At 48.5% G+C, this 25,572-nt stretch carries 19 protein-coding genes and 1 pseudogene; 4 read left to right on the forward strand and 16 right to left on the reverse strand.

Annotated elements, in window-relative coordinates; translation table 11 throughout:
* Positions 1–31 precede the first annotated feature (31 nt).
* From EKM75_RS01095 to EKM75_RS01120, 6 genes and pseudogenes are all read right to left on the reverse strand, one after another.
* The gene (locus EKM75_RS01095; RefSeq protein ID WP_225426619.1) at positions 32–499 is read right to left on the reverse strand and encodes a pilus assembly FimT family protein; all 468 of its coding nucleotides are present in this window, start codon (positions 497–499) and stop codon (positions 32–34) included.
* Positions 492–776 carry a prepilin-type N-terminal cleavage/methylation domain-containing protein gene (locus tag EKM75_RS01100; protein ID WP_125691318.1) on the reverse strand — a complete coding sequence of 95 codons (285 nt, stop codon included), beginning with the start codon at positions 774–776 and terminating at the stop codon, positions 492–494. Before EKM75_RS01100 ends, EKM75_RS01095 begins: the two co-directional genes overlap by 8 nt.
* Positions 776–1,825: a type II secretion system F family protein gene (locus EKM75_RS01105; RefSeq protein WP_225426620.1), complete on the reverse strand. Its 1,050-nt coding sequence runs from the start codon at positions 1,823–1,825 to the stop codon at positions 776–778. Before EKM75_RS01105 ends, EKM75_RS01100 begins: the two co-directional genes overlap by 1 nt.
* Positions 1,761–2,735: pseudogene (gene comGA, locus EKM75_RS01110) on the reverse strand (competence type IV pilus ATPase ComGA); the annotation flags it as partial. The pseudogene comGA and the gene EKM75_RS01105, both read right to left, overlap by 65 nt.
* A 106-nt stretch (positions 2,736–2,841) precedes the next feature.
* On the reverse strand, positions 2,842–6,138 hold the full coding sequence (locus EKM75_RS01115; RefSeq protein ID WP_164508696.1) for a YhgE/Pip family protein: 3,297 nt from the start codon (positions 6,136–6,138) through the stop codon (positions 2,842–2,844).
* Positions 6,139–6,400: 262 nt separating this feature from the next.
* Complete coding sequence (locus EKM75_RS01120) at positions 6,401–7,138, reverse strand: YebC/PmpR family DNA-binding transcriptional regulator (RefSeq protein WP_125691324.1); 738 nt, start codon at positions 7,136–7,138, stop codon at positions 6,401–6,403.
* Positions 7,139–7,415: 277 nt separating this feature from the next.
* Between EKM75_RS01120 and EKM75_RS01125 the strand changes: the two genes are divergently transcribed.
* Positions 7,416–8,894 (forward strand): ABC transporter substrate-binding protein/permease, encoded by a 1,479-nt coding sequence (locus tag EKM75_RS01125; RefSeq protein WP_125691326.1) that lies wholly within the window; start codon positions 7,416–7,418, stop codon positions 8,892–8,894.
* Positions 8,887–9,627 (forward strand): amino acid ABC transporter ATP-binding protein, encoded by a 741-nt coding sequence (locus tag EKM75_RS01130; protein ID WP_125691328.1) that lies wholly within the window; start codon positions 8,887–8,889, stop codon positions 9,625–9,627. The genes EKM75_RS01125 and EKM75_RS01130 overlap by 8 nt, the downstream gene beginning before the upstream one ends.
* A gap of 278 nt (positions 9,628–9,905) precedes the next feature.
* On the opposite strand, the gene EKM75_RS01135 is transcribed toward EKM75_RS01130, so the two are convergent.
* The 5 genes from EKM75_RS01135 to ccpA form a co-directional block, all read right to left on the reverse strand.
* Positions 9,906–11,753 carry a DUF5776 domain-containing protein gene (locus EKM75_RS01135; RefSeq protein WP_125691330.1) on the reverse strand — a complete coding sequence of 616 codons (1,848 nt, stop codon included), beginning with the start codon at positions 11,751–11,753 and terminating at the stop codon, positions 9,906–9,908.
* 281 nt (positions 11,754–12,034) lie between these two features.
* Positions 12,035–12,340: a DUF5776 domain-containing protein gene (locus EKM75_RS01140; protein ID WP_125691332.1), complete on the reverse strand. Its 306-nt coding sequence runs from the start codon at positions 12,338–12,340 to the stop codon at positions 12,035–12,037.
* A gap of 156 nt (positions 12,341–12,496) precedes the next feature.
* Entirely contained in the window at positions 12,497–16,861 is a 4,365-nt protein-coding gene (locus tag EKM75_RS01145; RefSeq protein ID WP_164508697.1) for a leucine-rich repeat protein, read from the reverse strand.
* A 350-nt stretch (positions 16,862–17,211) separates the two neighbouring features.
* Positions 17,212–18,039: a hypothetical protein gene (locus EKM75_RS01150; protein WP_125691336.1), complete on the reverse strand. Its 828-nt coding sequence runs from the start codon at positions 18,037–18,039 to the stop codon at positions 17,212–17,214.
* A 184-nt stretch (positions 18,040–18,223) separates the two neighbouring features.
* Positions 18,224–19,225 (reverse strand): catabolite control protein A, encoded by a 1,002-nt coding sequence (ccpA, locus tag EKM75_RS01155; protein ID WP_125681759.1) that lies wholly within the window; start codon positions 19,223–19,225, stop codon positions 18,224–18,226.
* Positions 19,226–19,419: 194 nt separating this feature from the next.
* Between ccpA and EKM75_RS01160 the strand changes: the two genes are divergently transcribed.
* A complete protein-coding gene (locus EKM75_RS01160) occupies positions 19,420–20,517 on the forward strand; it encodes an aminopeptidase P family protein (protein WP_125691338.1) in 1,098 nt (365 codons plus the stop codon).
* Positions 20,518–20,654: 137 nt separating this feature from the next.
* On the opposite strand, the gene EKM75_RS01165 is transcribed toward EKM75_RS01160, so the two are convergent.
* Together EKM75_RS01165 and EKM75_RS01170 are read right to left on the reverse strand one after the other, a co-directional pair.
* Positions 20,655–21,050 carry a hypothetical protein gene (locus tag EKM75_RS01165; protein ID WP_125691340.1) on the reverse strand — a complete coding sequence of 132 codons (396 nt, stop codon included), beginning with the start codon at positions 21,048–21,050 and terminating at the stop codon, positions 20,655–20,657.
* A gap of 22 nt (positions 21,051–21,072) precedes the next feature.
* Positions 21,073–21,477: a DUF948 domain-containing protein gene (locus EKM75_RS01170; protein ID WP_125681769.1), complete on the reverse strand. Its 405-nt coding sequence runs from the start codon at positions 21,475–21,477 to the stop codon at positions 21,073–21,075.
* Between the two features lie 165 nt (positions 21,478–21,642).
* On the opposite strand from EKM75_RS01170, the gene EKM75_RS01175 reads away from it, so the two are divergent.
* Entirely contained in the window at positions 21,643–22,512 is an 870-nt protein-coding gene (locus tag EKM75_RS01175; RefSeq protein ID WP_125691342.1) for a mechanosensitive ion channel family protein, read from the forward strand.
* 497 nt (positions 22,513–23,009) lie between these two features.
* On the opposite strand, the gene EKM75_RS01180 is transcribed toward EKM75_RS01175, so the two are convergent.
* The 3 genes from EKM75_RS01180 to EKM75_RS01190 are packed head-to-tail and all read right to left on the reverse strand — an operon-like array spanning position 23,010 to position 25,504.
* Positions 23,010–23,681: a YczE/YyaS/YitT family protein gene (locus tag EKM75_RS01180; protein ID WP_191988780.1), complete on the reverse strand. Its 672-nt coding sequence runs from the start codon at positions 23,679–23,681 to the stop codon at positions 23,010–23,012.
* Positions 23,671–24,330: a cyclase family protein gene (locus tag EKM75_RS01185; RefSeq protein ID WP_125691344.1), complete on the reverse strand. Its 660-nt coding sequence runs from the start codon at positions 24,328–24,330 to the stop codon at positions 23,671–23,673. The genes EKM75_RS01180 and EKM75_RS01185 overlap by 11 nt, the downstream gene beginning before the upstream one ends.
* 22 nt (positions 24,331–24,352) lie before the next feature.
* On the reverse strand, positions 24,353–25,504 hold the full coding sequence (locus EKM75_RS01190) for an iron-containing alcohol dehydrogenase (RefSeq protein WP_125691346.1): 1,152 nt from the start codon (positions 25,502–25,504) through the stop codon (positions 24,353–24,355).
* Positions 25,505–25,572: the final 68 nt, after the last annotated feature.

The raw sequence follows: 25,572 nt of genomic DNA on the forward strand, positions 1-25,572 counted from the left end.
TAATGCAACCACAGCTAACGCGATTAACGCGTCAGGCAGGAGAAAGCCCTGATGACCGACGTTGTTGCGCTGATTCCACATGAATGAGGTTTCCTCCCAACTGAATTGTTTGATACCACCAACAGCGATACGTCGTGCTATACCACTCCACTAGTCTTGGTGCGGTACCACGGTGCGGTAAGAACTGCCAACTAGACTCCCCACCACGCCATTTCAAAGTTGTCGGTGGCTGTAACCGGTTCAGCAATTTTCCGGAACGTATCACTCGCAACGTTGTGGTTCCCGTCTTCTGATCAACTGATAAACGCAACGGCTGTTTTAATTGAATGGCTTGCTGACGGCCGGCTTGCCAGACCCGTTGCCATGCTGGCCAAAAAGCTTGTTCAGCAGCCATATTGGTTCGTCGATTGCTCTGAAAGCCCACTAAGGTGGTCAAGCTGGTCACGACTGCCAGGACTAGCAACATTTCATATAACGTGAACCCCCGGCGCTTAACCACGTGGCGGAATTTTTTCTTGTTCTGCCTGTTTAACTTGAGCCAGCGTCAAATAGTGATCCCGTTCCAAATCAGCGTAACTAACGGTGACCGCCCCTGCATGATCGTCCAGATAAGCCGTAACTTGTCCTTGAACCACCGTTTCCATCGCACTCTTGTGAATTCTTTGGGCCCGATGTCGTTGACCACTTAGATTGGGCAAAATAATCAAAATCAGTAATGAAATAATGAATAGGACAATTGTCATTTCAACCAAGGTAAATCCCCTTCTCCTCTGCACTACATAACCCCCTGCAAATTTGCATACATAGGCAGCAACAGGCTCAAATACGCCCCGACAATCATTAACGCCACCACCGTTAATAGGATTGGTTGTACGAGGGCCAACGTTTGTTCGCTGGCTTGGACCAGCTCCCGATAGCGTAAATCACTGTAGAGGTGGAGCTCTCTAGCCAACTGATCATTGGTACTCCCCTTCTGCAGCAAAATAACGAGTTGGGTCGGCACGTATGCCTGTTGCCGCAACCAGCCAACGGGTGACTGACCGGCAGCTAATTGGCTAGATAAAGTCACGGCCAGCTGATGCAGTAAGGCTTGGTCTGGTAACTGGGTGAGAACGGTAACCATTTGCTTCACGCTCAACCCACTGTTCACTAACTGACTCAAACTAGCCGCCAAATAATACGCATAGTATGCCCGGCAGAGTCGGCCTATCAGGGGCAATCGCAGATACCAGCTAGCCAAAGCTAATCGGGATTGTTGGCGCCACCAACGATAACTAGTCACCAAAAAACACCCAAGCCCAATCACACTCACGAATATCAAGTACTGCCCCGCAGCAAAGGACGTCGCTCGCTGTGGGGCAATCTCTTGCTGGAGCTGTGGTAAAATCCCCACCTGCAGCGTGACAAATAACCCCAACATCCCCAGCAAAAGAGCCAACGGGTAGAGAAGCAATTGGCGCAACCGTTTTTTCTGAGTGGCCATTAACCTTAATAGTGTGGCAGCCTGATTCAACGCAGAACCAAGGTCACCATACGTTGTCGTCAGTCGTAACTGATAAAACACGTTGGGCTGTAAATAAGGTGCCAAGCTGGCCACAAAATCAGTACCTGCCGCAAGTTCCGTGGCTACTTGCGCCACACTTTTTGGCAAGTCTGCCTTTACCTCTTGACTGAACGCAATCGCCTGGCGCAGAGAAAAGCCACTCGCCAATTGGTCAGCTAGTAACTGGCAAAACTGCAACTGACTGGTCAATGGCCACTTAGCCGTAGCGGAGTTGCTGAGCCACTTCGCGCGAAACCTCGCCGTTAACCCGTGCCGTCTCAAGAGCTCCCCACCACCTTTCCGAAAATTCTAGTTGCCGATCTTTTTGAAGCTCTCGTCCGGTGACAATGTCTAATAAGACTGCTGGCCCACCCGTCACTCTAGGAACTAGCCGCTGATAGCTCGTCATCGTCAAGACTTGCTGTAACTGATCCAGTGACACACCCAGTTCTGTCAGCCGAGTCAGCACGCCACCAGCACTTCGCGCGTGCACCGTACTGAGTACTAAGTGACCACTCAAAGCTGCCCGCACCGCTGCCTGAGCCGTCACCGCGTCCCGAATTTCACCGATAATAAAGACGTCCGGTCGATGGCGTAATCCCACTTTTAAAAGCTCTGCGTAGGTCATCTCCGCGGCAACGTTGACTTGTAGCTGAACAAACTTAGTCTCCCGAATTTCCACCGGGTCCTCAATGGTCAATACCATCGCGGTGCGCTCTAATTGGCGGGCCGTCAAATACATCGTAGTCGTCTTGCCGGAACCAGTTGGCCCAGCAAAAACCATCAACCCCCGTTGCTGCGCCAATTGGGTCAATTTGGCTGGCTGACGGGCATCCAGAAAAGCCATGTTTCCGGAAAAATAGGGATAAATTATCCGAATCACCAATGACTCACGTGCAGCATAATCCCCCACCGTTGAGAAACGTAGTTCCAAGTCACCATTCTTCCCGGTCCAATTCAAGGCGCCCACCTGAGGCCGCCGTTGGTCACTGATTGCCATATTGGCCTGAAATTTGAGATAGGAAATGAGTTGCTCCCCCATCGTTCGACTAACTTCACGCCACAACTGAACTGTTTGTGCATAGCGTAGTCGTACCAAATACCCCGTTGCTTGCGGTAACACGTATATATCGGAAGCTCGAACTGCGACTGCCGCTGTTAGCATTTCATCAATCACTCGTTTTATCACATGCTCACTCTCCTGCCCCTTTTAAGTTAACTCCGTAAAAGTCAGTTGTTTATTTTTAATTACAGCAAAAAAGGTTCAGAAATTTCTGAACCTTTTTCTTCATTCATATTTACTCATCCAATGTTTCTGACTGTTGCACGTCAAACTGACGTATAAATCGTAAGCTAATTGCCACTACACTCAGAACTAAGATGACGCAAGCAGCACTCAATCCCACCGTTAAAACAGTCGAGCTGATTCCCGTTCCACTCAGTGCCTGCGATAGGCCAAGGTTCGCGTACGTCACTGGCAAGAATTTCGCCAACGGTGCGTACAGCGTCTTCACTGTTTGGCTAGGAAAGATGCCATTGGCTACACAAAGCTGCAGGAAGAAGAGTCCTCCCACCACGAGTACTGCCAGCCGTCCGAGGTACGCCCGTAATGCTAGTTCAACACCCAACACTGTCACGGCAAAGAGCGTCGTCCAGCCCATGAAGGCCAACGGATGAACGGCATGCAGCAGCACCCCGAGTCCACCACTGGTCAGTAAACCTTGCAAGATGACCCAACCGGTCAAATTCAAGAGTTGTCTTGGCGTGCGTAACCACTGATGAATGTCAAAGAATGCGACTAACACGGTCAAGCCTAAGAACGTCATCATTGCTACCACAAACGGCGCGATTGCGTGACCAAAGTTCGGCACATAACTAAAGCGTTGGTGATCTAAGTCCGAAGGCGCTGCAAACATTTCTGCCATTCGACTTGTCAATGGCTGGGCACTGATTTTATCGGCACCGCCCTGTAACGATTGGGCCAAAGTTCCATTGCCGTCAGAGACTTTCTTCGCTCCTGCAACCAATTTGTCTGAATTCTGATTCAGTCTTTGCGAACCAATAGTCAGTTGGCTAATCCCTTGGACCAGAGCAGGCGTCTGGCCATTCAAGGTAGTCAGTCCATTACTAAGCTGATGACCACCCGTAGTTAATTGCGATACCCCGGCGACCAGCAGAGGGACTTGACCGTTCAACCGCTCCAGGCCGCCTTGTAATTGGCCCGCACCATTGGTAACACTACCGGTCCCCGCACCAAGTCGTTGCAGCCCATTGGTCAGGGCTGGTAACTGAGCATTTAATGTGGTTAAGCCATCGGCCACTTGCAACGAACCGTTTGCCAAGCTCGTTATGCCGCCTTGGAAGGCCGGCATTTGACCATTCATCTGTTGCAGACCCGTCGTCAGTTGCTGTGAGCCATTTAGTAACTTCCCAACACCAGACGTGAGGGTCGGCATCCCTTGCGCCATCTCATCCGTTCCTGCTGCCAATTTAGAAGCCCCCTCTGTCAATGCTGGACTTTTATCTGCCAGCTGTCGACTTCCCTGAGCAAGTTGGCCAATCCCTGCAGTAAGACCCGGTGTTTTTTGTTTAACTTGATCTAACCCACCTGCCAATTTTTGAGAACCACTAATCAACGCCGCATATTGACTCACCAAACTCTGATCAGATACATTCACTTTCGTATTTAACCCACTCAGTGCGGCACTCTGTAAGGCTAATGCTTGTCCCAACTCGCTGAATCCGCCTTGAATCGTCTGTACATCCGCCTTTAACTTCTTCAAGGCAATCGAAGCTGATGAAGAGTTAGTTGACGAGTCATCAAGTGCTGCTAGCTTATTTTGAAGTTTAGCCACGGTTCGCTGAGTCATCGCAGCCGGTGCCGTTGCCCGTTGGTCACTAGCGGCCACCAACCTCTGAGCAGCCACAGTCACTGCCTGTTTGGCCGTCGCATCAGTACTACTTTGTGACGTACCAGCATTGGCTAGCGCTGATTTCATCGCCGCCTGCTGTTCTGCGCTCATTTTGGTCTTAGTCGCAACAGCCGTCACCTTAGCATCAATCTGGCTCTGCGACAGCCCCGCACCACTTACGTGTGAATCATCCAAATTAGCCACCGCCTGCGTCAGCTTTGCCGCTGCTTGGGAAGTGGCATTGTCAGTTTCGACTGAATCTGCACTACCCACCTGACGCTGTAACTGATCAACGTTATTCTGAACGGCTTGTAACGAGTCGCTTGAAGGCGTGCCGTCAGAAATCGTTGCTTGTTCCAGGGCTGCCAGGTCCTGCGTCAGTAAAGCCGATGCGTTGGCAGTCACCGCAATAAACTTCTGCTGGCCAGCTGTTGAACCACTAGCTAAAGCTTGAACGCCCTTAGACAGATCCGTGATACCTGCTTGTCCGCCCTGAACGTTCTTAGCCAATTCATCAGAGCCTGCAGCTAACTGATCAATTGCCTGGGTTAACGTTTGGGATTTGGTGTTCAACTCCTGAAGACCAGTATTCAACTGGTAAACACCATTCGCATACTTAACTGTACTCATGGCTAAGAGCTGACTGCCATCTCGTAGCTGCACGACGCCAGATGCAAGGGCGCCACTCTTGGCATTTAGTTGCTGCAATCCAGTTGTTACTTGTTGGGAACCGTTATCGAGTCGTGAAATACCTGGTGCCAAAGGTTTTACCTTTGTTTCTAGTTGCTGCATCCCATTATTCACTCGGCGTGCCCCCGCAGTTAGCCGCTCAACCCCAGGTGCCAACGGCCCCGTCTTTGTAGTCAGCTGCTCTGCACCATCAGAAACTTTGGTGGCGCCAGTTGCCAAACGTCTAGCCCCGGCATCCAGCTGTGAAACACCATTTGCTAATGGTTGCGTCTTCGCGTGAAGCTGGTCCAACCCAGTTGTCAATTGTCCAGCCCCAGTGGTGAGGCGTTGTACACCAACTGGCAGCGACTGAACCTTCGTTGACAACTGAAGCATCCCCTTATTCAAGTTGTGAACTCCAGTGGTATAGGCATTTAGGCCATCAGATAACGTCACGGTCCCATTTTTTAACTGCGTGGCCCCCGTCGCTGCTCGTTGAAAGCCCTGACCACTGCGTTTAATCTGCTGAAACATGCTCAGTGCGTACGCCTTCGTCACAGCTTGACGCACAGCCTGGTTCAGTTGGGTAGCACCAGTTTGACTGATAATGCCACCAATATAGTTCAGCGAATCATTCGTCGCATACGACAGCTTCATAGGCTGGGGCTGTGCATCCGTCACCGTCTTGGCATGTTGGGAAAAGTTTTTTGGAATTGTTACGACCGTGTAGTATCGGTTCTGTTTCATCCCCGTCGCCGCTTCACTCGCAGATAGGAAGTGCCAGCCTAGTTCATGATTTTGCTTTAACTGGCTCACGACATTTTCCCCCACGGCCAGTCGTTTCCCCTGGTAACTGACTGGCTGATCCAAATTAACCACGGCTACTGGCAGCTTGGCAGTTTGCCCAAATGGGTCCCAGAAAGACCGAATGAGTAGACCCGCACAAATAACTGGCAGCACCAGGCTAGCGACTAACACCCACCCAGTAGTTCCATTCTTCCTCAGTTTTTTCAAATTCATAACACCCCTCAAAAGTATATGGCATGTTGTATTAGACTGCATGGCACCCAACGTTTTTCCAGCGAATAGAATAAATTAGTATACGGCATGTTGCTTTTAATCAAAAAAAACGCGGGGCCATAAAGCCCTGCCATAGCTTTGCAGTTTACGCCTTCCATTTTCGGATTGCAAGCCTCGTTTTCACTAGAGATAAAACAAAACCCGTTACCAGGTCAATCCTGGTAACGGGTTTGCTAACGAAAAGTTTTCAATAAATCTATTCCACACCGTCAGGTAAAACGGCAGCTTCGTAAACATCAGAAACGTCATCGTTGTCTTCCAATTCTTCAATTAAACCTTGGTATTGAGAAGCCTTAGCTTCTGGAACTTCAGTCGTGTTTTGTGGGAACATCCGAACTTCAGCGGTGTCCAGTGAGTACCCTTTTTCTTGAAGGGCATCACGAACAGCGATTTCACTCGAAGAATCCGTGTAGATCTTGAACTCATCATCCGTGGTTTCCATGTCATCCGCCCCGGCGTCCAAAGCATCCATCAACATCGTATCTTCATCCGTATCCAAACCGTCACGTAAGATAACAATGTAACCCTTACGATCGAACATGTATGAAACGGAACCTGCTGCACCGAGTGCGCCACCATGGTGCGTGAAGGCGGAACGAACAGCCGCAGCCGTCCGGTTCTTGTTATCCGTTAAGGCAGCAACCATGATTGCTGTCCCGGCTGGACCGTAGCCTTCGTAGGTGATTTCTTCGAACTTGGCGCCACCAACACCAGAAGCTTTGTCTAAAGCCCGCTTGATGTTTTCCTTAGGCATGTTAGCTGCCCGCGCCTTGTCCATTTCCAAACGAAGTTGAGGGTTACCGTCGGGATCAGGACCACCTGCTTTTGCAGCTTGGTACAAATCACGTGAGATTTTTTGGAAGATTTTTCCACGTTTTGCATCCTGAGCATTTTTCCGGCCCTGGATGTTATGCCATTTTGAATGTCCTGACATCGTAACTCCTCTTTTCTAAAATTTTTTAGATATCCGTATAAAACAGACACTGTTTATGTTAGCACTTACTTTCAATTCATTCAATTAAATAACTCGGCTTTTTTGAAATTCATTCTAAAATGTATAAAATTTATGACATCCGCGCTACAATCGGGCATTTGCGCATGTTTATTCGGATATTTTGTGTATAAAAACTAGATATTTAAAATAAATCTTGCATAAATACACGAAAGTCGCTATACTCAATACATCAACAAATGAAGAGGAGCAATTATATATGAAAAAGAAACTAATCTTATTGCTCGCCCTCGTCTTAACAGTCGTGACTGGCTTTACCGCGTTGTCTTCAACGACAGCCAATGCCGCCACGGATAACTCGTTGACGAAGGTCGAGAAAAAGGGGACCCTGGTCATGGGAACTTCCCCTGACTACCCACCTTATGAATTCCAGGCTACCGTCCACGGCAAGTCGAAAATTGTCGGCATGGACGTGGCCGTTGGGAAGAAAATCGCCAAGGATATGGGCGTGAAGCTCGTCGTTAAATCCATGTCCTTTGACTCCCTCCTGGTGGCCTTGCAAACCGGTAAGGTCGACATGGTCATCTCCGGGATGAACCCAACACCCGCTCGGAAAAAGAACGTTGATTTCACCCACACCTACTATCAAGGTGGGTACAGCATCGTCATCAACAAGTCTGACAAAGGTATCTATAAAGACAAGGATTCCTTCGTCGGTAAGACTATTGGTGCTCAAACCGGTTCTACTATGTACAATGAATCCAAGAAGCAAACGTCAGGTACGACCGTCAAAGGCATGACCTCCGTTTCTGACTTGATTCTGGCTTTACAGAGCCACAAGATTCAAGGGGTGGCCATGGAAAAGCCTTCTGCTCAAGCCTACGTGGCTAACAACAAGGAACTAGCCGCTATTCCAAGTAAATTTGATTTAAGTGCTTCCGACACCAGTGCTTCCGTTGCCTTCGCTAAGGGATCTGACGCGCTGGTTGCCAAGGCCAACAAGTCCGTTGACCAAATTAAGAACCAGAACCTGGTCAACAAGGATTACCTCCCCGCTGCTGGGAAGTACTTAAAGACCAACACCGTCAACACCAGTATGCTCCACTACTGGAAAGCCTTCCTGACCGGGATTGAATACACCCTGATCATCACCGTCTGCTCCGTCTTCTTTGGATTCATCATGGGGGTTATCTTAGCCCTAGCACGGATGGGACAAGGTGGCGTTGTCCGGACTGGTCTCCGTTGGTTAGCAACGGCTTACGTTGAATTCATCCGGGGCACGCCTATGATGGTTCAAGTCATGTTTGTCTACTTCGGTTTAGGCCTCATCGTGAACCTACCTGCCCTGACATCCGGGATCATTGCGATTTCATTAAACTCTGGTGCTTACGTGGCTGAATACATTCGTGGGGGAATCAACTCCGTGGATGATGGTCAAACGGAAGCCGCACGGAGCCTGGGGATGTCCAGTGGTGCTACCATGCGGTTCGTGGTCTTACCACAAGCCTTGAAGAACATCTGGCCTTCATTAGGTAACGAATTTATCACCTTGATCAAGGATAGTTCCATTGTTTCCATCATCGGGGTCTCCGAATTGATTTTCCAAAGCAACATTGTTCGGTCTGACACTTACCGGGGGGTTGCCCCAATCGCCGTCATCATGGTCCTCTACTTTGTCCTGACATTTACGGCGTCCCGAATCTTAAACTACTTCGAAAGGAGAATGCAACATGACTAAACCAATTATCGAGGTCAAGAACCTCGCCAAAAGCTTTGGCAAAAATGACGTGTTGAAAGACATTACGGAACAAGTGAATCCTGGCCAAGTCATCGTTGTCATTGGTCCTTCCGGTGGTGGGAAGTCAACCTTCCTCCGCTGCCTCAACCTGTTGGAAACGCCCAACAGTGGTGAAGTTGATTTCGATGGTCAGAACTTGACCACGCTCGACACCAAAAAAGTTAATGAATTACGAGAACAAATGGGGATGGTCTTCCAAGGCTTCAACCTCTTCCCTAACATGACTGTCTTAGAAAACATCAAGCTGGCACCCATGAAAGTCAAAGGCATGGACGATGCAGCGGCCACCAAACGGGCCCACGAACTGCTCGACCAAGTTAACCTTGATGATCACGCCGACGCCTTCCCTAGCAACTTATCTGGTGGACAAGCACAACGGGTCGCCATTGCCCGGGCACTGGCAATGGACCCTAAGGTGATGCTGTTTGACGAACCTACTTCTGCCTTGGACCCCGAAATGGTCGGCGAAGTATTGAACGTTATGCAGGAATTAGCTAACCAAGGCATGACGATGGTCGTGGTTACCCACGAAATGGGCTTTGCCAAGTCCGTGGCCGACCGCGTCTGGTTCATGGCCGATGGTTATATTCAAGAAAACAACACCCCAGACGAGTTCTTCAGCAATCCTCAAACGGATCGGGCTAAGGACTTCCTCTCTAAGATTTTGATGTAACCTTACACTGAAGCGCCACGCAACTGATTCCAGTCAGTTGCGTGGCGCTTTCTTTGTGCCCTGGTCATAACCAGCGACCAGTCAGGCCCTAAAAACTGGCCTGTCAGTCGTTTCAAGCCAGTTCATCTCCACCTGCCCAAGTCACAAGTTAAGATCCCTAATAGTCCCCAAATAGCCGTCTATCCCCCCTTCACCAACACAACAAAAGGGACCAGTCAACAACGTTCACTTGCTTAGAACGTCCGTTGACTAGTCCCTATTTTCATGTCACAAATTATTTACCGAATGCTGCGAACGTAGGTGCCATTCGCTGTCACGTATCCGCCACTAACCTGGTAACGAAGCGTGTCACCCTTACTAAAGTTGTTGGCATTAGAATATGTCCAGCCCTTAACTTTCAGGACCGTACCGCGTCGATAGTGCCCATTTTTCTTGGTCAAATTAGCCGTCTGATAACGGTTGATCCCCCGTTGAACGCGAATGGTCTTTGCTCGCTGTTGCTTCCCCGCCTGAACCAATTGCTTGTTCCCGGTAACGTAACGACCATTACTGAGGACAAAGCGGGTCGTCAGGTTTTGCGACACAATCTTCTTGACCTTCAGCACTTGTCCCTGCTGGTAGTGGGTCCGTTTGCCAGTCAACGACTTCTTACTGTAAGCATTGATTCCCTTAGGATTGATCACCGTCACCGTCTTGTGCGTCGTTGCGTAGTAGACGGGCGTCGTGTAGGTCGCCTTAGCCGTCACGTAACCGGTCTTACCGGCCGTCTTACTGTGATGGTTGACGTCCTTCACCTTGTATCGCTTAACCCCATTTTTAGATTTTGCGTAGCCCGTAACCACAAACATTGGCCGATTCGTCCGGGATTTTTGGTGGTACCACTGCTTACGCGCCTTGTTGGTAAAAGTAGCCTGCTTGTAGAGGCCAATTTTCTTAGTAGCGTAAATAACGGTCCCCTTTGGCACAGCGGTTGCCCCCGCTGATCCCGTCTGAATCACGGCATCGTAAGTGTAGGTTACTGACTGGGCTGAACTGGTAAACTTGCCAGTCGCATTTGCTGGCGTCTTGGTCAGCTTATAACCCGAAATCGTTTGCGACTCGGACTTATATTCAGCGCCGAGCTCACCCGTCAAGGTCTTATCAGCTGCAATCGTCTTGCCATCAGCGTCAACGTAATGGACGGTAACGGGCTGACTCTGGGCTGGTGTTGGTTTCTCAGTCGCTGGCGGCGTTACTATTTCTTCAAACCAAGAACTATACGTGGCAAAGTTCGTGAAAAAACCACCATCAAGCTGGTACGTTCCATCCGCTTGTTTCTTTAAGAAATCGGTCATTGGTTGCTTGGCCCGGGCAAGCGTTTGCCGTTCAGTGGCGGCTGGGTCGATTTTTAAGACGTCTGCTTCAGGTACATCGTTCAAGTAAGCACTGGTCCGGCCACCTTGATAAAAAGCCTTAAATATCGCGTCAAATGACGATTCCTGCGAGCTATCCAAGGCAAATATCCTGTCAAAAGTGACAATTTGTTCGTCACCACCTGGCATCTTGGTTAACCGCGGTTTGAGATTGTTCTCATAACTTTGTTGTAACTCCTCCCGCGTAATTTGTTTCGCCGTATATTTGCCAGATTCACTGAGCAGCCACGATGTCACATAGGCAGCGTTTCCCATCGATTCAAGATAGCTTTCCTTGGTCATACCATCGGGAATGTCACCGGATTCCTCTGCATGTCTATACTCAAATTCAATGAAAGATTCTCCTGGCAGTAAATTGATATCTTGAAGAGCTTGCCGGTAGCCACTAAGAACATCCTCAAGATCAGGTGTATCTGGATATATAGCAGCCAACTCGTGTAAATACGTTTGATTTTCAAGCTGGTCAGCAGTCAAGGTCGTTGGCAACTTGGGGAACCAGTAAACTTTGACGTTCCCGGTTTTACTCCCCATCAACGTGTACGGCATTTCCATTGATCCAACTGAATATGTCTGTCCTTCGCGGGTCGTCGTTCCCTGTGCAACTGGCAAATCCGAGTCAGTCGTCTCGGCATTGGCGGTCACTGGGCTAACGAGCCCCCCTAATAACAACAGCGTTAATCCTGAAACTGTTAGTTTTTTAGTTGTGCGGTTCATTTAGCTCACCCCGTTTACTTTTATCATGTTCATCTAATAGCAGTATATCATATAATGAACGGAATTTGGTAAACAATTTCATTATTCAATACTGGTATAGAGCGGTTTTTAGACTATTATTCGTTTGGAAATCCAACTAACTACTGGCCCCCACACATTACCAACACTGTCATAATCAGGTGATAACTGGATTGATTCTTGTAAAGCATAGCCTAGTACCCATCAGACTATTCCTAAATGGTTATAAAAAAAGATTCGACCGAAGCCGAATCTTTAAACAATTATTTAATTGACCGGACAAAATGCTGGTTGGCCGTAATATACCCCCCACTAACTTGGTAGCGTAGGCTATCGCCCTTGCTAAAGTTATTGGCATTGGAATACGTCCAGCCCTTAACCTTCAGGACCGCTCCAGCACTGTAATGATGATTACGCTTGGAGAAGTTCGCCGTCTGATAACGGTTGAGGCCGCGCTTAACCTTAACTCGCTTAGGCATGGTCTGCTTTCCAGCCTGAACCAACTGCTTGTTAGCCGTAATGTAACGTCCATTGTTCAGGACAAAGCGGGTCGTCAGGTTATGTGACACAACCTTTTAAATCCCAATCCTTCCCGCTTTCACCATCCTTTCATTTTCAGCCTTCATTTATCCAACGCAAAAAGGACTCAGCCATGTTTTAGTCATGGCTAAGTCCCTTCGTGAATTCTTAAAAATTTTAATGAGAAATTGATTTTAGCAATAAATTTAGTTGTGCCGTCGCTTCCGCCAACCAGCAAGGCTCAAACTACCCAATGCTAGTCCGAGAACGGACCACCAAGGTGTCTGTGCTTCACTCGTCTGCGGCAAGGTTGCCGTCGCCTGCTTGTCAGTAGGCGATTGGGTCTGAGCCGTTGCGTGTCCACTCGTTTCAACCGTGGCCCCCGCACCGCTGGTCTTGATGCCAGTAGCGCCAGTATCATGGCCAGCGCGGCTGGCAACCGGTGTAATCAGGGCTGCCGAACCACCATCGTGAATCCGCAGGTACTGATCAACTGACTTTTGTGCTGTTTGCGTTGGCTTGGCCGCTGAGCTGGGATAACGAACATCTTGATCACTGATTACGTGCTCTTTATCCTTGTCGCCCGGCTTACTTGGGTCTACTGGATCGGTGGGGTCAACGGGATCAGTTGGGCCGATTGGATCAGTCGGATCAACCGTCCCTGAACCATTGTCACCAGAACCTCCATTACCGTTGCCCCCGGTTGAAGCAGCCTTAACAGTTAGGTTAACGGTAATCGTTTGCCCACCAAAGCTTAACTTGACGGGGTAGGTCCCGGGAACGGACAAATCTGCCCCCTGAAGATCCACCGCAATCTGATCAGCCGGTACGGCAAGCGCGTTTTCATCAGTGGCGGTCGCCCCAAAGACACTGGCCGTTGGTGTGGCATCCCCCACTGTGATGGTGCCGTCCTTCCCGGTCAATGTCACGTCAGCTGGCTTAATCTCCAAACTGCCTGACTTGAAGCTGACCACGTAATTATCACTGGCTGGAACTGACAACGTGTAATCATATGTCCCGACTGTTTCACCAGCCACCCGCGTATAGGATACGGTGAATGGGAAATCGACCACTGACGTACCATTGTCGTCAGTGACCGTAAAGGTTGGCACTGGATCAGCGGTACCGGCCACCTTAGTCGCTCCGTCATCGTTCATGGTTACCGTGAACCTAGCTGGCACAATGCTCAGAGTTGCATTTGAACCTTGCTCCGTCCAATCAAAGAGGTCGGCCCCCACTGCTTCACTTTGAACCCGTGCAATGGCGTCCGGGTCGAGCACAACCTGATAGTCGCCGACGTTAGGGACGCTGCTGGTTGCCGTCGCCCCTACAGAATCAAGAAGACTATTAGCATTCGTATCATTCGTCGGCACGAGCTGTAAGTCACCATCCTTTAAGGTGTAGACAAACCCGTCGGAAAAAGTAACTTGATAATCGCTAGCCTGCAACGTTGGCGTCTCACCATTGTAGGTCACTTGTTGATTCCCAGTTAAAGTATACGTTCCCTTACGCTTAGAGACCGTCAATGTAATCGTCTGGGCATTCTCCGTATCACCCTGATACATGTAGGTGACCTGGTAAACACCTGCTGCTTGCGTAACTTGGTCGGCATTAATGGAATCACCAGCAGCGTTCTTGACCGTGACCGTTAAATCACTGTACTTCAAACTGGTACCATCTGTCATTTCTGCGCTCACAAAGTTCGATTCCGGTGTCCAATTATCCTTGTACCAAGCCTGACCATCCACTACTTTAATTTTCGGGTCGTTCAGAATGACTTGGTAGGCCCCGGCGTACGTCACACCCTGGGCATCCTTTAAGGACCAGTCAAACCGGAAACTATCCGTTTGATTTAGATTTTTAAATGTCCCGTCAGCGGGGTTATACGTGACGCCATTAGTCAGTGACGTTAGCACCAAGTCCTTGTTCGTCAAACTACCCACCTGGGTATCGAACAAGGTGTCGATCGTCACGTTGCTCGATTTGCCGAAGTAAGCGGCGTATTGGTTCATCGCCAACGAACTATCACCCACACCCGAGTGCAATTGCGTGATTCGGTTGTAACTGAAGGCATCCGTTCCAACCGTGGCGCCAGTGGGTACGATCACACCGTTGAGTTGATTCCCATAAAAAGCCTTCGCGCCAACTGAGGTCACCGTAGTTGGCAATTCCAGGTTGCCACTCAATTCATTATAGGTAAAGGCACCCTCGCCAATTGTTGTTAAGCCCTCGTTCAAGTCAATGTTTTCCAGGTGACTGCCGGCAAAGGCGAAGTCGCCAACGGTCGTGACACTGTCAGGCAGAACAAAGAGCGGATTACCATCTGCGTCCGTTTGACCAGAACTTTCGACCCCAGAATATTCAAACGCCCCGGTACCAATCGTCGTCAGGTTCGTTGCCTTGCGAGTATCAACGGTTGTAAGGCCATCATCGTAGGTAAAAGCGTTAGCACCAATACTTTGAAGACTGGCTGGTAAGACAAAGCTAGTCAACACAGAATTAGCTAGGAAGGCCCGCTTACCAATCGTCGTCACCGTATCGGGTAACGTAATATCGCTTAGAAAGGAATCATAAATAAAGGCATTTTCACTCACCGTGGTCAACCGACTGCCGTCAGCAAACGTCACGGTCGTCAGGCCACCGGTAGTGTTACCATCGGCATCCTTCAAGTTATCCGCCGTAAAAGCACCATTGCCGATTACCAACAGGTTTGCTGGCAAGTTCAGCGTGGTAATGTGGCCATCATAAGCAAACGCATTCGCACCAATCGTCAAATCAGCGTCAGCCACGCCACCTGCAAAGGTCACGTCTGCCAAGCTCAAGTTAGATTCAAAAGCCCCATCACCAATTGATGTCAGGCTGGCTGGCAGGTGAACAGCCGTTAAACCGGACGCATAAAAACCATTGTCTCCAATCGTCGTCAAGTGGCTGTCTTTAGGAACGGTCAGCGTGGTTAAGGCCGTTGCACCAGCAAAGGTGCTATTGCCAATGGACGTCACGTTGCTTCCCAACGTAACTGAGGTCAAGGCAGTGTCGTTGCCCATCACATAGGAACCATCAGGGGCAGTGTATCCAGAAAACGCCGAGTCGCCAATAGACTGAACGCCATTGCCGAAGGTCACCGTCGTTAAGGCTTGGTTCCCGGAGAAGGCCCCAGCACCAATCGTCGTGGCGCTGGGCAACGATAAAGTCGTCAAGTTAGCGCCAGCAAAGGCCCCGGCCCCAATCGTGTTCAATTGGGTTGCTGATGAAAAATCAACGGTCGCTAACTTTTCGTCCCTAGCAAAAGCACTCGCCCCAATTGAGGTGAGGTTCGCTGATAGTTTAACGTCAGTTAGGTTATTGTTGTATTCAAATGCTTGGTCCCCAATGCTTGTCACACTATCGGGTAGCGTCAAGCTCGTCAGTTGACTACTTAGAAAGGCCTGGCTACCAATACTTTGAAGATTGGTTGCGGCGCTCAAATCTAAAGTCTGCAAAGGAACGTAGCTAAAGGCTTCATCCCCAATACTCGTCACACTCTCGGGTAACGTCAAACTCGTAATTTTAGTGCTGACAAAGGCGCGCGTCCCAATCGTTTCCAACGTATGATTTTCGCTTAGGTCCACTACCTGAATGTTACCGTTATAAGCAAAAGCGTTGTCGCCAATGGTCTTGATACCATCACCAATGACAACTTTGGTGACGTTACCCATTTTATTACCGCTAGCTGCAAAGGCACCACTGCCAATGGCCGAGACAGCGTACGTCGTCGTTACATTATTTACCGTACGACTAACGGTCGTTGGAATCACCAACGTAGCCGAATCATTGACGCCCACTAAACTGGTCAGTGTGGCCGTACCATCATCATTTATCGTAAATTGAAAGTTGTTATCTACGTAGTCGGTCGGCGTAACCGCTGCGGCTTTGAAGGTCATCGCCTTCATCAAACCTGCTTTGCCAGTCGTATCATTGCCCAACGTACTGTCACCGGCCAGTTTATTACCGGTCCCGGCATCATTACCCGTGTCGACGGGGGAACTAGTCTGTTTGCCAGTATCCGCTCCGGTAGTGTCATCGTTGGCAGGCGTCCCAGCCGAAGTATCTTGACCTGAACCTGAGTTCACATTACCCGGTGTTTCCAAATCTGAGCCGTTAGCCGCATTGTTACCCGCACCCGTTCCATCAGTGCTCTGGTCACCGCCAGTTACTGACTCATCGTTGGTCCCAGTGCCACCATTATTAATTTGGTCCGAAGACGTATCCGTTGTCGTCTGATCATTGGTAGCCGAACTATCCTGAGTCCCGTTAACAGTGCTAGTCTCACCGGTAACTTTAGAATCAGATTGTTCCTGACCATTAGTCGTTGACCCAGATGTTGCTGCCGTCTTCAATGTTTGTTGTTGACTATCATTTGCCGAAGATTCAGCTGCTGTTTGACCACTGGTTGCGCCAGCCGATGCCGTATCGGCATGAGCTAAAACATCTTGTCCGGCGAGTGTTCCTAAACCAATTGTTGCCACCGTGATAGCTGCAAAAACCCAGTGCTTGCCATCCTTGTACATTTTAAAGTGCCGTTTTTCTTGCATCGTTGCTTTACTCCTCTCAAAAAGCGGGCTAGCCAGTCCCCCTAAAATAATTCCCATTTCAGATCAACGGTTTATGTTCCTCAACTTGGCATTTTAATACCTTAATCCCTGAGTGCAACTAAATGTCATTTGTGCAACCAAGTTAGTCTCTAAACATTACCAAATAGCCAACCAAATCTGTTGAATTCACGTTTACTCATTAAACCCTTGATTTATATAATATTACCAGCTGCCTCGTGGGTCAATCAATAAATACCAAAAATATTCATAAACACAAAAAAATTCACCCCTTAACTAATTGCTTAAGGGGTGAACTTTTTAAAGGTTATTTCCTATTATATGCTGCCCGATTATTCGCGTCGGAACGTGCGGTGACCCAACATGACTAACAGGCCTAAAATAATCTCCGTGACGCCAATAAAGATGACCACGCTGAGACCACTGCGGCTGACCGTCTTCATGAGCGTCGTGGCTATGACACTGGTCGAGGTAATCGCAAACGGTGCAAAGAAGAAGCCACCAGTACTGACCACCCCTGCTAACAAACCACCCAGGGTCAATCCAGGACCCAAGCTACCGAGAAAATGGTGCATGCCAACTGCGTAGATCAGCGTCACAACCGCCAACAAGGCGCTCGCCAACATCAACCAGTAATTCACCCGCCGAGCTAGCTGGACCTTGGTCATCGCGGCCATCATGGCACTCGCGTTTAAGGTCGATTTAGTCTGCTTTTGTGCATCTTGACTGACCCGGTTAATAAACTTGTCGCTCGCTGTGACACCCGTCTGAGCAGCCTGCGTCTTAATAGCTGTCGCCAGATCTGTGCTATCGATTGCCGTTACGGATTGACCGTATAAGCGCTCGACTCCCTGAGCAATGAAGGGCTCCGCAACGCTCGTCGTCACGGGGCTCCCACTCACACCATAGCTATCTAAATCATCGTTTAAGCGATTAATAATTTTCTCGCCCACCGAGGACCGGGAAACAACTCCCGCCGTGTACGTGGCGTTGAAGGCCGTGAACCGCAATCCCAGCGTAATCGTTAGGACGGCAAATAGCAGCGCCAGCCATCGTGCCAGCCTCGGTCGTCGCTGATAAGTTTTGGTGGGCGCTGGTTGCTGAGGCGCCTCTGGTTCCTCATCGGAATGGTAACGAGACATTCGACTCTGTGTTTCCAAACTCAGCACCTCCCTCTTCATAAATTGATTATCCACTATTCTAGCATACTCGTCGGGCATAAAGTTTAAGCACGCCTTAATCACATGAAAATTTATACTTTTTCAACCGATTTTCATGCCAAATATCGCGACATTTAAATAAAAAACGTTGCCGCTTTCACGGCAACGTTTTTCATAAGTGTAGCTACTTCGTTGAGCTCCGCTTCATTAAACCATAAGGCAAAATGACGGTATTTTCTTCAACGGCTTCACTGTTCATGAGTTTCGTTAACAGACGCATTGCCACGGCACCAATATCGTACAGTGGTTGCGTGATTGAACTCATCTTAGGCCGAACTAATTCGGTCAGCTTCGTGTCATTACTCGTGATGACTTCGAATTCTTCTGGGACTTTTACCCCAGCATCGGTCAACCCGTTCATCACACCAGCAGCTAATTCGTCGTCACCGACAAACGCAGCCGTAGCACCAGCAGCAGATAAGGCTGGTTCCAAAGATTGGCCCGCCTTATACGTGTAATCAGTCTCAAAGACCAGCTTGTCATCGTAGGCAATGCCAGCATCCTTCAACGCCTTCTTGTACCCCTTCAACCGGTAATCATGGTTAATGGCCTGGTCCATGGAACCAGAAACAAAGGCCACCTTTTGATTCCCGTGGTCGATCAAGTTTTTAACAGCTTCCGCTACCGCAGCAACGTAATCGATGTTCACGCTTGGCTGAACTTTTTCTTCATCCACGGAACCAGCCAATACGACTGGGGCTTTTGAACGACGGAATTCTTCACGCAATTCATCAGTCACTTGGTTCCCCATAAAGATGATACCATCCACCTGCTTGGCCATTAAGGTGTTCAAGACTTGAACTTCCTTGCCCCCGTTTTCATCGGAGTTAGTCAAGATAATGTTATATTTATACATCATGGCGATGTCATCAATTCCTCGTGCGAGTGAGGAGAAGTAAGCGTTTGTCACGTCGGGAATGATGACCCCAACCGTGGTCGTCTTCTTTGAAGCCAACCCCCGTGCAACGGCGTTTGGTCGGTAGTCTAACCGATCAATAACTTCCAAAACTTTCTTCCGCGTCGCCGGCTTAACGTTGGGATTCCCATTGACAACCCGTGAAACTGTGGCCATTGAGACCGCTGCTTCACGCGCTACATCATAAATTGTTACAGTTTGTTTTTCCATAGCGATAGCCCTTTCTTTCTTGTTTTAATATGTTTTCATTCGTTTTCAAGCAACTTGACCAGTATACAGAAAGCTGGACTTTCACGCAACAACTGAAAACGCTTTCATATCAAAGAATACCTTAATTTCATGTAATTTTCAAGGCTGACCATCTCATATGCTATAATTAACTCATAATTTTAAGGGGTGATTGAATGACAAAACTCGAACAGATTCAGCAATGGACAGCAGAACACCACGCCAGCTTTACCTATCTCAGCAATCCCAAAACCATCCAGTATCTCACTGGATTTGGGAGTGACCCGATTGAACGGGTCCTGGCACTCGTCATCTTCCCAGACCAAGATCCATTTATTTTTGCACCAGCCTTAGAAGTCGAAGTTATTAAGCAGACCGGTTGGGCCTTCCCCGTTATCGGTTACTTAGACCACGAAGATCCTTGGGCGATGATTGCGGACCAAATCAAGGCCCGTCACGTGACCCCCGACCACATCGCACTCGAAAAGGGCCAACTGCAAGTGGCCCGGATGGAAGCTCTGGCCGCGCAATTCACAAACCCACAATTTGACCTCGATATCACGAGCTTTATTGACCACACCCGGTTAATCAAGTCTGCCGATGAAATCAAGAAACTAGAAATCGCCGGCAAGTGGGACGACTTTGCTTTTGAACACGGTTTTGCGGCCGTTAAAGCTGGCAAGACGGAACAATCCGCCGTTGCTGAACTCCAATACGCTCTAATGAAGGAAGGCATCATGGAAATGTCCTTCGGGAGTTTGGTTCAAGCTGGTGCTCACGCCGCTGAACCCCACGGTGCCACCAACGATACGAAATTTGCGAACAATGAACTCGTCTTGTTTGACCTGGGAACCGTCTACGATGGCTACATCTCCGATGCCTCCCGGACGGTAGCCTTAGGCACCCCAACGGCCAAGGAAAAGGAAATCTACGCTGTTTGTTTGGAAGCCCAAGTCACTGCTCAGGCAGCGGTAAAACCTGGGATGACTGCCGCAGACGTGGATAAAATTGCCCGCGACATCATCGCCAAAGCTGGTTACGGCGAATACTTCATTCACCGGACCGGTCATGGTATGGGGATGAGCGACCACGAATTCCCATCCATTATGGCTGGAAACGACTTGGTACTGGAACCCGGCATGTGCTTCTCGATTGAACCCGGTATCTACATCCCCGGTGTTGCCGGTGTCCGGATTGAAGACTGCATCCACGTGACGGCTGACGGTAGCTTACCGTTCACCCACACGTCTAAAGAATTAACTTACGTTGGCTAAATACTGACACTTGGACTTTCTCTACATCTTTTTGTAGAGGAAGTCTTTTTAATGTCCGCTACGGATTGGCAGAGCAACTTGATAAATTAGCCAACAAAAAAGCCGCGATTCACATCGCGGCAACTAACTTCATTTAATTAAACGGGTTGGTCACTGGCTGAGTCGTCGCTAGCAGCTGGCTCGTCAGCTTCACTACTGGATGCATCAGCAGTTTCGGCATCTGGTAAGTCAGCAACTTCATTACTACTCAGAACGATATCGTCATCGGCATCATCACTCGTTTCATCGGATGCAGCGCTTTGCCAAGCCGGCGCGCTGTCCTTGCCAGCCAAATGGTCATCGATGGTTTCCTTGAAATCATCGACAGCATCAGCGGCGTAGAAGGCGTAATCTACGGCCCGGTCCTTTAAGGTGTTGTACCGGTCACGAGCGGCGTCCTTTAAGGCTTCACGTTGTTCCAAATCCATGGCGTGATATGCTGCATACGCAGCCCCACCCAATAATAATCCTGCTAAGAGCTTGTGTTTTGCCATTCTCATGACTCCCTTTCCGTGATTAATCTTTATTCTTATGATTCTTGTATAAATCAAAAGCGGTCTTGCCAACTCGCGCAGCCAAGGACGTTTTTGCCGTCGTCTTGGCAGTATCACTTACGCGCTCAGTCAAGTTACGGGTCGCAGTGTTCAAATCGGACACGCTCTCGCCCAAATCAGCGGCGGCCTGGAAGACTGGGTCAATGGTCGCAACCTTCTTGTTGACGTCCTCCAACAGCTCGTTGGCATTTGCCATGATGTCTTCGGCTTGATGACTAATTACGTCAACGTCCGATGTCATCGTTTTCATTGAGCGGTTAACCTCACTCAACGTTTTATTCATCTTTACTAAGAACATGCCAATGAAGAGAACCAAGATTAGAAACGCAATTGCTGCAATCAGGCCCGCTACTTGTCCACCGGTCATGACAACCCCTCCTTGTACTCGTTACTTACCAATAGAATAGCATTCTCGCGCACGACACGCAATTAAAACCCCTAATTCACGTGTGTTTTCTCCCGGAGCTGTGGGCACCCCCGCTAAAATCTGCTAAACTGGGAACATAATCTTTTTTCAAAGGAGGCTCGTCCCTTGACGGCCCTAGTTACTTCCACTGCCACCTCTTCTAAGTGGCTTCAAAACTACGTCAATTCGTTTGACTGGGAAAAATTCTTGCACCTGATCACGAGTCGTTTTCTCTCGCTACTCTTTCTGACCCTGCTATTCCTAGTGATCAACATCGTGGGAAAATGGATCTTGAACCGCAGCTTTAAGCGTTACCTGGTTCCAAAATCTGGCCCCAGCAATCGCCTACAAACCATCAGCATGCTCTCGATGAACATCTTTCACTATACAGTTCTGTTCTTTTGGATTTACGCACTCCTTTCCACTTTAGGCGTACCCGTGGGAACGTTAATTGCTGGTGCTGGGATTTTCAGTTTAGCTTTAGGTCTCGGAGCTCAAGGCTTTGTAAGCGACTTGGTCACTGGAATCTCTATTCTGTTCGAACAACAGCTCGACGTTGGTGACACTGTTCAGATTGGCACGATTGAAGGAACCGTCACTGCAATGGGATTGCGGACCACCCAGGTTACCAGCGCTGACGGTACCGTGAACTTCATCCCCAATCGCAACATTACCATCATCTCTAACCGCTCCCGTAATGACATGCGGGCGACCGTTAATATTCCCATTGCATCTACCACTCCGGTTGAACAATTACCTAGCATCATCCGCGACGTGAATGATCATCTCAAGCCCGACCACCCCAACATCATCGGCGATCCAGCCCTGATTGGCGTCGTCACCCTCCCTACTGGAGAACTGGTATACCAGGTGATTGTCGTCGCTAAGAGTGGCAGCCAATACGCCCTACAAGCGACCTTCCTGACCGCATACCTAAAAGCGATTCGGACGGCTGGCATTCAACTGCCGACGCATACCACGACACCTAGCAAGTAACCCTTTCAATCATAAATACCAATTAAAGGTTGAAAGTACAGAAGCCGTTAATAATAAGGCATTTTAGACTTAAAATTAGTCCCACCCAGCCACCTGCGGCTGTCAGAGATTCCGCCTGCTGTGGGGAACGCCTCCGGCCTGAAAAGCGGTCCTTCGGCTCGGTTTGAAGCCTGGAAAAAACCACCAGTCTCCAAACACGTCCCACGCTGTAAGCCGAAAATCGGCTAACACCGTCGACACAGCTGGCTCCATCTCTGACCACCTCCGGTTAAACGGGTTCTTGGAAACTAAGTTAGCTTAAATGCCTGGCTGACAGCACTTGCTCAATATTATTGGCAAACAGGCAGGCATTAATTTCCTACCAATGACTACCCCCATACCCAATTCCTGTTGTATCAGGCATAATTGGTGTTTCAGTACTTTCAATCTTTAGATACCAAATAAAACACCTGAGACACTGGTCGGAAACGACCAGTGTCTCAGGTGTTTTTTGGGTGTTAATTGTTCACCATTTCAGAATTTAACTTACTCACTTTGCCTTCAGCCACCCATTTAGAAAATGGTGTCAGAACTTTCATCAGTTGGTCAACGATTGGCCCATAACCAAAGATAGCTACTAATGTCCCAATCCCCCAGGCTCCGCCAAGTAACCAAGCGGCGCTGAACAGGATTGCATAAACAATTGTCAACGAGATGCCATAGCCCTTATGAATAATTTCCCCCAGTGATAGGGTCAAAATATCTGAAGTCTGGTAACCAAAATCCATCGGAATATAGTACGCCAAGGCCAGACAAACTAAGGCTGTTCCAATAATAATACAAAGAATCTTGACCGCAACCGAGGGACTGCCCGGAATCACAGCATTAACCACCGGTGACATCAGATCTAGACAAGGACCAATCCCAAAACAATATGCAAACGATCCAAAATTAACCAATTTGCGATTCAAGAAGAAAAATAAGACGAAGATACCACCTTCAAAAGTTAGTGACGCCATTCCTAACGAGATATTAAACGTTGAGGATAAAGCTAACTCCCACATGGTCAGGGGATCTGTCCCCCATCCTGCCTTAACGAAGAAATCCACACCCAAAGCACAAACCGGAACAGAAGGAACAACGGCTAAACATTTTCGCAAGTAGTATCCAATCTTATTTTTAGTCATCATCCACTACCTCAATCGCCACTGGCCGTACCGGAGAGCCATCACAATGCCACCGAATCGGGAAACTAGCTAGATAGAAGTTATCACTCTGAATACGGTCAAAATGCCCCCAGTTCTCCCCAATCATCAAGCTCCGATTACTGAAAAGGTCATGTACTGGAAATTCAGTGCCACCAGTTTGATCGGCGTTAATCGTATCAATTCCTAAGAATTTAATTCCATGTGCCACCAATGCCTCAGCTACTTCACCACTAACAAATGGGTGCTTGAAGTAAGTCTCTGTATGAATGTACTTATCCGTCCACCCAGTTTTAAATAAAACAAACGGGTGTGTCGTAACGTTTTCCAAATATGGGGCGACGTCGTCCAATGTAATCGGTTCGTTTTCACCCTTCCCCGTAACGTCAATCAGCATTGCCTTTCCAAAGAAGAGGTCGAGTGGCATATCATCTACTCGAGTGCCTTCATCCCGAAAGTGAAACGGTGCGTCGACATGTGATCCGGATTGAGACCCTAGGTGGATACTAGATAAATTGTACCCATCGTGTTCCGTGGTCGTGGCCACTTCGAAATGAGGCTCTGGGTCGCCCGGATAAATCGGTGTGTCATCGTTTAAATCTAAGGAGAGGTCATCAAATTGTTTGATATTCATGAGAGTTACTTCCTTTCAATTATTAGAGGTTGTAGGCTTTTTCAATAATTTCTTCATATGCCGATGCTGTCATCGTTTTCGAATTATCCAATGTTAGGTCATTTTTCATGGCCTTCTCTGAGATTCCAACAAATTCATCCGAGTTGAGACCGCCTAGTTCTTTTAAGTTTGGTAAATCAAATTGGCGAATCATCTGACGAAGAACCTCTACACCGGCACGGGCAGTTTCTTCAGCCGAATCCAACTGAGACACTCCTAATGCCTCGGCAATATCGGCAAACCGTTTCCAATTTGAATCCAAATTGTATTCAATTGTCGGTACCAACAACAGAGCATTCACTAAGCCATGAGGAAAATCATGGAGTGCCCCAATAGTTTCAGACAAAGCATGAACGGATCCAACATTAGCATTGATAAAAGCCATGCCAGCAATAGAAGATGCGACTAACATATTTTCCCTAGCCGTAATATCTTGTGGTGATTTAAACGCCTGCACTAGATTTTCGTGAACTAGTCGAATCGCTTGTAGAGCTAGAGCATCTGAAATCGGATTATGTACTTTACACGTGTATGCCTCAATTGCATGAGTCATAACATCCATCCCTGGGCCAGCGGTTGCTTTAGCTGGTAAGGTTAATGTCAGCTCAGGATCCAATAGCGCAATCGTTGGAATCAGATTAACTTCATCTTGAAAAGCCATCTTGAAATGACGTTCAGTATCATCAATTACCGCACAGAAAGTAACTTCACTACCCGTTCCCGCCGTAGTTGGAATGCAGATTATGGGTAGCATGTGTTGCGCTAACGGTTTGGCATCCCAGTCAGAACACGTTCCCCCGTTAGTCACTAACGCTGCGATAGCTTTCCCTTCATCCATGGCACTGCCACCACCTAAAGCAATGACTAAATCAACGTTCTGTTCCTCAGCTAGCTTAGCCCCTGCTTCACAATCATAATCGCGGGGATTCGGTTGAACATCGGCAAATTCTTGTGACTTAATTCCCATACTACTCAAAGACCTCTGAATTCGCGCCATAACTGCTGAACCTTTGAAAAAGGAATCGCAGACAATCAATGCATTAGTTGCAGATAGTCCATGTGCGTGATCCCCAACATTATCTAATTCACCCGCACCAGAAATGATTCGGGTCTGATGATTAAATTGAAAATTCATAATATTCCCTCCTGATTTGTGATATCATTTACAATGTTAAGATAAACCCTACGGTAACTATAGAGTAA

It is taken from the genome of Levilactobacillus tongjiangensis (assembly GCF_003946345.1).
Taxonomy (GTDB): Bacteria; Bacillota; Bacilli; order Lactobacillales; family Lactobacillaceae; genus Levilactobacillus; species Levilactobacillus tongjiangensis.